The 6,890-nt window shown below is 65.3% G+C and carries 8 protein-coding genes; all 8 read right to left on the bottom strand.

All coding sequences use genetic code 11. The annotated features are described in order from the left end of the window. Window positions 1-79: 79 nt before the first annotated feature. The 8 genes from LD28_RS0105455 to LD28_RS0105420 are packed head-to-tail and all read right to left on the bottom strand — an operon-like array spanning window position 80 to window position 6,889. Window positions 80-676 carry an outer membrane lipoprotein carrier protein LolA gene (locus LD28_RS0105455; protein WP_033135995.1) on the bottom strand — a complete coding sequence of 199 codons (597 nt, stop codon included), beginning with the start codon at window positions 674-676 and terminating at the stop codon, window positions 80-82. Continuing rightward, window positions 676-1,098, bottom strand: a complete 423-nt coding sequence (locus LD28_RS0105450; protein WP_420911702.1) for an acyl-CoA thioesterase — start codon at window positions 1,096-1,098, stop codon at window positions 676-678. Before LD28_RS0105450 ends, LD28_RS0105455 begins: the two co-directional genes overlap by 1 nt. Next, a complete protein-coding gene (locus LD28_RS0105445) occupies window positions 1,091-2,641 on the bottom strand; it encodes an HAL/PAL/TAL family ammonia-lyase (protein WP_420911701.1) in 1,551 nt (516 codons plus the stop codon). Before LD28_RS0105445 ends, LD28_RS0105450 begins: the two co-directional genes overlap by 8 nt. A gap of 7 nt (window positions 2,642-2,648) precedes the next feature. After that, a complete protein-coding gene (locus tag LD28_RS0105440; RefSeq protein ID WP_033135992.1) occupies window positions 2,649-4,325 on the bottom strand; it encodes a glycosyltransferase family 2 protein in 1,677 nt (558 codons plus the stop codon). Next, window positions 4,322-4,687 carry an ApeI family dehydratase gene (locus tag LD28_RS0105435; protein ID WP_033135991.1) on the bottom strand — a complete coding sequence of 122 codons (366 nt, stop codon included), beginning with the start codon at window positions 4,685-4,687 and terminating at the stop codon, window positions 4,322-4,324. Before LD28_RS0105435 ends, LD28_RS0105440 begins: the two co-directional genes overlap by 4 nt. After that, complete coding sequence (locus LD28_RS0105430; RefSeq protein WP_033135990.1) at window positions 4,687-6,084, bottom strand: AMP-binding protein; 1,398 nt, start codon at window positions 6,082-6,084, stop codon at window positions 4,687-4,689. The genes LD28_RS0105435 and LD28_RS0105430 overlap by 1 nt, the downstream gene beginning before the upstream one ends. Then, the gene (locus LD28_RS0105425; protein ID WP_033135989.1) at window positions 6,081-6,644 is read right to left on the bottom strand and encodes a COG4648 family protein; all 564 of its coding nucleotides are present in this window, start codon (window positions 6,642-6,644) and stop codon (window positions 6,081-6,083) included. The genes LD28_RS0105430 and LD28_RS0105425 overlap by 4 nt, the downstream gene beginning before the upstream one ends. Continuing rightward, window positions 6,644-6,889, bottom strand: coding sequence for an acyl carrier protein (locus tag LD28_RS0105420; RefSeq protein WP_033135988.1), 246 nt, complete (start codon window positions 6,887-6,889; stop codon window positions 6,644-6,646). The genes LD28_RS0105425 and LD28_RS0105420 overlap by 1 nt, the downstream gene beginning before the upstream one ends. Window position 6,890: the final 1 nt, after the last annotated feature.

The raw sequence follows: 6,890 nt of genomic DNA, 5'->3' as shown, positions 1-6,890 counted from the left end.
GGGCAGGGCCAGCGCCAGGGCAAGGCAGACCGCTACGCAGAGCAGCAGCCACAATCGCCCCAGCAGGCGCCACTGTTTCTCAGTGAGCATCAAAACGGGATTGCTCCTCGGCACTCAGGGGCAGGGTTTTAAGCTGCCAGTCAACAAAGCGGATCAGGGTGACATCCCCCTGTTTGTCATGGATGGCGAGCGAGGCGAGCTCGTGACGCCCCTTGAGCACCAGAGTGGCGAAGACCTTGTCGAGGGGCGAGCGGATGGGCTCTAGGGTCAGGGTCCACTCCTCCCCCTCGCTGGTGAGGGTATGGCTAAAGTAGTTATCCAGCGCCGCTTCACTCGGGTCGAACAGGGCCAGCATCAGGTTGCTGAACTCCAGCAGTTGCGGGCTGTCGAGGGTCTGGGCCGGTTGACCGGGCAGCTGCTGCACCATGCGTGTCGGGGTGAGAGTCAGCGTCAGGGGAAAGGGTTTCTGCTGCTGCCACCAGAGCCCTTTGCCCTTCACCAGCAGCAGCTCGCCGCTGGCGCGCAGCGCCTGAGTAAGGCCGCTTATCTGGCGCTCCTGCTCGAAGCGGGCGCTGCGGGCATCGGCCGCAGTGAGCTGTTGCTGCACATCGGCCAGAGTGATCGCCAGCGTTGGCCAGGAGAGCAGCGCCAGCAGCAGAAGGGTGAGGCGGGCCATCATTCGCTCACCCCCAGCTTGTCGAGCAGCACCTGCGGTGAGGCGAGGCACATCTCGCCGCTCTGCTTGCTGACCGCCACCTGCACCGTGTAACCCTTGCTGGTACGCTTGCCGTTTTGCGGATCATAGAGGAGGTAATCGATCTTGAGGCGGTGCTGGTACTCGACCAGGGTGGCGCGTACCCGTACCGTCTGGCCAAAGCGCAGCGGGGCTATGTACTTCATCCGCACATCGATGACCGGCCACAGATAGCCGGAGGCCTCCATCTGCGGGTAGTTGTAGTCGATGCTATCGAGCAGGGCACAGCGGGCCAGCTCGATGTAGCGCAGGTAGTGGCCGTGCCAGGCGACGGCCATCATGTCCACGTCGTGGAAGGGGACGGTGACATCGACCTCGGCACTCAGCTGCCAGGGTTCAGACATGGGACACCTCGTCATAAATCGGGTAGTGACGTGCCTGCAGGCGGGCCATCATGGCGCGCAGTTCGGCCTCCAGCGGGCGATCTTCGCAGAGGAAGGGGTGATCGCGGCGTACTGCCTCGACAGTGGCAGCGAGCGCCGGACTGAGGGTGGTCAGGTCATTGCCCTGCAGGGCGAGGCGCAGCTCGACCCCCTGCACCGCCGCCAGCAGGCTGGCGCTGGCCACCTGTTCGGTCAGGGTCAGCACCCGCAGCGCATCGCGAGCGGCGATGGTGCCCATGCTCACTTTGTCCTGATTGTGGCACTCGGTCGAGCGCGAGAAGACGCTGGCGGGCATGGTGTGCTTGAGGGCTTCCGCAGTCCAGGCCGAGGCACCGATCTGCACCGCCTTGAAGCCGTGGTTGATAAAGCGGCGCTCGTCGCTTGTGCCGGAGAGGTTGCTCGGCAGCCCCTGATTGAACTTGCTATCGACCAGTTGGGCCAGCTGACGGTCGAGCAGATCGGCCAGATTGGCCACCGCCACCTTCATGCTGTCCATCGCCATGGCGATATGGCCGCCGTAGAAGTGACCACCGTGCATCACATGCTCCCCGTCACCGTCGATGAGGGGGTTGTCGTTGGCGCTGTTGAGCTCGTTTTCGATAAGCGTGCGCCACCAGGGCAGGCTGTCGGCCACCACGCCGATGACGTGCGGCGCGCAGCGCAGGGAGTAGCGATCCTGCAGCCGGTTGCTGTGGTGCGGCAGCTCGCCGCTTTGCAGATCGGCGCGCAGCCAGGCGGCGATCTGCTGTTGGCCCGGGTGGGGCTTGGCGGCAAACAGTCGCTCGTCAAAGTGGAAGGCGTTGCCCTCCATCGCCACGCTCACCAGCGCCGTGATACGGGTGCAGAGCCGCATCAGGTAGTCGCAGCGGGCATAGGCAAGGCAGGCGAGGGCCGTCATCACCGAGGTGCCGTTCATCAGCGCCAGTCCCTCTTTCGGGCGCAGCTGGAGCGGTGTGATGCCGAGCTCGCGATAGAGCTCGGCCGCGCTGGTCAGCTCCCCGTTGCGATAGATCTCGCGCTCGCCGATCAGCGCCGCCGCCACGTAGGAGAGCGGGGTGAGATCGCCGCTGGCACCGACCGATCCCTCTTCGGGAATGCGCGGCAGCAGGTCTTGCTCCAGCAGCCAGGTGAGCCGCTCGAGCAGGGGCAGGCTGACGCCGGAGACCCCCTGTGCCAGCGAGTTGAGGCGGGTAGCCAGCACGGCGCGGGTGGCGGCCAGACTCAGGTTCTCGCCCATGCCACAGCCGTGAAAGCGGGTCAGGTGCAGGGGCAGGGTATCGACCAGTTCGAGCGGTACCGCGCGGGTGACCGAGTCGCCATAGCCCGTGGTGACCCCGTAGATCACCCCCTCCTCGGCGAGCAGCCGGTCAAGATAGTCGGCACCGCGCTGGATGCGGGCCCGGAACTCGGGGGCCGGGTTGAGGCGTGGCGTGGCGCGCCGTTCGGCCAGCGCGACGACCTCTTCGATGGTGAGGGGGCGGGCCCCGAAATGGATCTCGTGCATGCCTTGATCAGTCCTGCTCATCGGTCAGATGCCAAAAGTCGAAAAAGTTGAACCACTCCAGCGGTGCACGCAGGCAGTGGTGTTCCAGCCGGTTGGCGTAGTGTTGCACCCGGGCCTCGAGCTGCTGCTGGCGTCCGGCACGCGGCAGGGGGGAGCCATCGGCAAACGGCTCGAAGTGCACCCGAAAGCGCCCCTGCTCCCGCAGCCCGAACATCAGGTAGGTGGGGCAGCCGAGGATGGCTGACAGCGCAAACGGGCCGAGCGGGAAGGGGGCCTTCGCACCGAGAAAATCGGCCCAGACCACCCGTTTCTCTTTGGTCACCGAGGTGCGATCGCCGACGATCACCACCCACTCCCCCGCCTCGATGCGCGATTTGAGCATGATGGCGGTATCGGCCCCCAGCTCCTGCACCTGCACCAGATTGAGGCCGGAGTCGGGATTCACCTCCTGCAGCAGGGCGTTGAAGCGGGCTGCGTGGCGGGTAAAGACCAGCGCCGTGATGCGTACCCCCTGCGCCTTGCTGCCAAGGGCGCGGCACAGCTCCAGATTGCCCAGATGGGAGCCGATGATGAGGGCCCCTTTGTCGCGAGCCGCCTCGTAATGGTGCGGGTTCACCAGCTCGATGTCGTCGAGGCCGATATCGCCGCGCCAGGCGGCCAGTTTGTCGAGTGCCGCCTCGCCAAAGCGCAGGAAGTGGCGCAGGCTCCCCACCGGTTCGGGCAGTGGCTGGTTGAGCTCGGTGGCGCGGGCGGTGAGGCGCGCCAGATAGTCGCGGGAGGCCTCGCGCTGGCTGCGACCAGTCAGCCAGAAGTAGCTGATCACCGGCAGCAGCAGAGCCTTGAAGCCGGGACGGCCGAGCAACCGGTAGCTCCAGAGCATGGTGCGGATGCCGAGCAGAGTGCCGCGCTCCGGGGTGCGTGACCAGTGTTCCCGTCCGCGCTTTAACAGCTGGCCGGGGGCGCGCAACAGGCTGGCAGCGCCGTCGCGCAGCAGGGTCAGCACCAGACGGGTGTGCATCCAGGAGATGCGCAGGTTGTCGTGCAGCGGGTTGAAATGGGAGAGGCCGTTCTCGGGGTAGTGCACCTTGACCGGAACAAAGCGCACCGCCACACCGCGCCAGTGCAGGCGCACCATGATCTCGATGTCGAAATCCATCCGTTCGCCGAGAGTGCACTGCTCAAGCAGCGCGCAGCTCGCCTCGACCGGATAGACGCGAAGGCCGCACATGCTGTCCTTAATCTCGAAGGAGAGCGTCTCAATCCAGACCCAGACGTGAGTCAGGTAGCGGCCGTAGAGGCGCCCCTTGGGCACGGTTTCATCGTATTCCGGGGCACCGGAGATGAGGGCCTGCGGGAAGCGCTCTGATTCGGCCAGTAGATCCGGCAGGCGGGAGAGATCGTGCTGGCCATCTGCATCGACCTGCAGGGCGTGGCTGAAGCCGCGCGCTCTGGCTGCCAGCAGCGCCGTCTTGACGGCGCCCCCCTTGCCCCGGTTGTGCGGATGGCGAAGCAACGTGACCCAGCCGGTGTGTTCGGTTGCCAGTTGATCGAGCAGGGCGGCCGCCGCTGGCTCGCTGCCATCATCGACCAGCAGGCAGGGGAGCTGGAGCGGCGCGAGTTCACGCAGCACGCCTGCGAGGGGGGCTGCGTGGTTGTAGCAGGGGATGATGATGCAGGGCGTCACGATAGCGTGATCCGTCCGCTGCTGGCGAGCGGCAGTGTATCGATATCCTCTGCGCTGCCGAGGCGATATTCAAAGCGCAGCTGGCCGTCGCCATGGGCGCGCAATACCAGCCAGCAGTCGTCATCCGGGCGCAGCGGGCGCTGGAACTTGAGCTGGTCCATCCCCTGAAACTCGCCTGCGAACAGCTTCTCTGCGCGGGCGAAGTGAATGGCCAGTTGCAGTTGGGTGACCCCGGGCAGCAGCGGTGCGCCGGGAAAATGGCCCGCAAACCAGGGCAGATCGGCATTCAGGTGCAACAGTAGCTGCACGCTATCGGAGGTGGCCTGACGTGCCAGCAGGGCGGGCAGCAGTGAACTATCCATCAGGTAAAGGCTCCGGGTTGTTGCGGTTGCAATGGCGTCTGGTCAAACGCCTGACGCAGCGCCACACCGTCGCGTTTGCCCGCGCCGGTCAGGGGCAGCGCCGGAAAAAGTCTGATGCTGCGCGGCAGTGCCACCGGCTCGAGCCACGGGCGCAGCTGCCGACGCAACTGTTGCAAGAAGGCGCCGTGGCCAAGGTGGGTGAAGCTTTGCATCCCCTGCTGGCTGAGTACCAGTGCGGCGCCAAGCACCTGACGTCCGCCCTGCTCAAGGGGCAACACGGCGGCATCGAGCACCCCCTCCAGCGCCTTGATGCGCTGCTCAACATCATCCAGAGAGATGCGTTTCTCCTCGAGCTTGACGATGCGATCGCGCCTACCAAGCAGGTGAAAGCGGCCAGCTGCGTCTTTGTCGCCATCGTCACACAGGGTGATGCGATCGCTGCCGACCCAGGGCTCGGCCTCATCCATAAAGGGGGAGTGCAGCAGCAGGGTCTGCTCCTCGTCACAGCTGACGGTGACACCGGCAAAGGGCGTCCAGGGGCAATCGGGGGCATGGCTCTGGCGCCAGCCAATACCACCAGTCTCGCTGCTGCCGTAGATCTCTACCGGCAAGGGGCCGAGCAGGGCTGCGCAGTGGCGAGCATCTTGATAGGCGAGCGGGCCGCCGGAGGAGAAGACCAAGCGGCAGCCGCGGGTATCAAGGGCCGGGTCGAGCCGCGACAGGAAGGCGGGTGAGCTGACCAGCGCCCACGGCTCTGTCTGGTCGGCCAACTGCTCCGGGTAGTCGGTCTGGCGGCGGGCAAACGGAATGCCGAGCGCCAGCGGCAGCAGGATGCGAAAGAGCAGGCCGTAGATGTGCTGGTGGCTGACGCAGGAGAAGAGTCGTGCTCCCTCAAGGTGTTCGTGCCACAGGGCGGTCTGGGTACGCACCTCGGCCTCGATCAGTGGCCAGCGTTTGGTGATCCCCTTGGGCTGGCCAGTCGAACCGGAGGTGTAGAGGGTGATCTCGGGGGCCTGCGTCGCTATCGGTTCTGCGACTGGCAATGGCTCAGCGGCTGTGACGGCGTCGATGGGCAGCATGGGGCAGGGGAGCTGCAGCGGCTCATCGCAGAGCAGCCCATCGAAGGCATCTTGATCCAGCAGCTCCTGCAAGCCGGCGAGACGCTGGTGGCCGGGCAGTACTATGGCTCGTCCAGCTATGGCGCAGGCGAGCAGCGCCTGACAAAAGTGGTAACTGTCGCTGGTGCAAATGGCCCAGCGCTGCGCTGGTAGTGTAGCGAGCTGGCTGGCGAGCAGCCCGGCGCTCTGGCGCAACTGCGCCAGCGTCCACGCGCGTTGGCCGTCAAAGGTGACGACGCGGTTGCCATCTGCCTGCAGCAGTTCATCGAACAGGGTCATATGTTACCCCGTCTCATCACGCGCTGGCGCACCAGCCATTCGCCGCCCATCAGTACGCCCATCAGCAGATAGCTGACCAGCCCGTTGTAGAGACTCCAGAGCGCCAGATCGCCGTGCCAGACTGTCCAGCCTGCGCAGAGGCCGTTGCCGATAAAAAAGAGGCACCACACCCGGGTCACCTTGCGGGTGTAGCGGATCCCCTGCTCGGGCAGATCCGGGGTGGTGAGGCGGGCCAGCTGTTCGACCAGGGTCATAGGTTGACCAAGACTCCAGCCAAATACCCCCAGCAGGGTGGCGTTGACGGCAATGGGGTAGTAAAGCAGCCAGTCGTGCTCGCGAAACCAGAGGTTGAGGCCGATCAGCAACAGGCCGACGGCGCCGAGCCAGCGGGTCGCCCAGCGCCATGTGCCCGGCAGGGCTGCACCGGCAAACAGGCGAATGGCAAACAGCGGCAACAGCAGCAGGGCCAGCCAGCTCTTTTCCCCGTGCGACAGGCCGAGGTAGACCAGCAGGGGATAGAGCAGCAGCAGGGCACCCGCCAGCAGGTTGATGCGACCCATTACTCGGCGAGCAAGCGTTCGACGGCGTCGACTACGTCGGCGACGGTGCGTACCGACTTGAACTCTTCCGGTTTGATCTTCTTGCCGGTCAGTTTTTGCAGGTGCACCACCAGATCGATGGCGTCGATGCTGTCGAGCTCGAGCTGCTGGTAGAGCTGGGCATTCAGGGTCACGTCCTCGGGGTCGATTTCGAACAGCTCGACCAGGGCGCGGCGAATTTCGTTGAAGATCTCATCTCTGGTCATG

Source organism: Aeromonas finlandensis (assembly GCF_000764645.1).
GTDB classification, from domain to species: domain Bacteria; phylum Pseudomonadota; class Gammaproteobacteria; order Enterobacterales; family Aeromonadaceae; genus Aeromonas; species Aeromonas finlandensis.
Note: the sequence above shows the minus strand (reverse complement) of the source record. Positions and strands in the feature narration are given on the sequence as shown.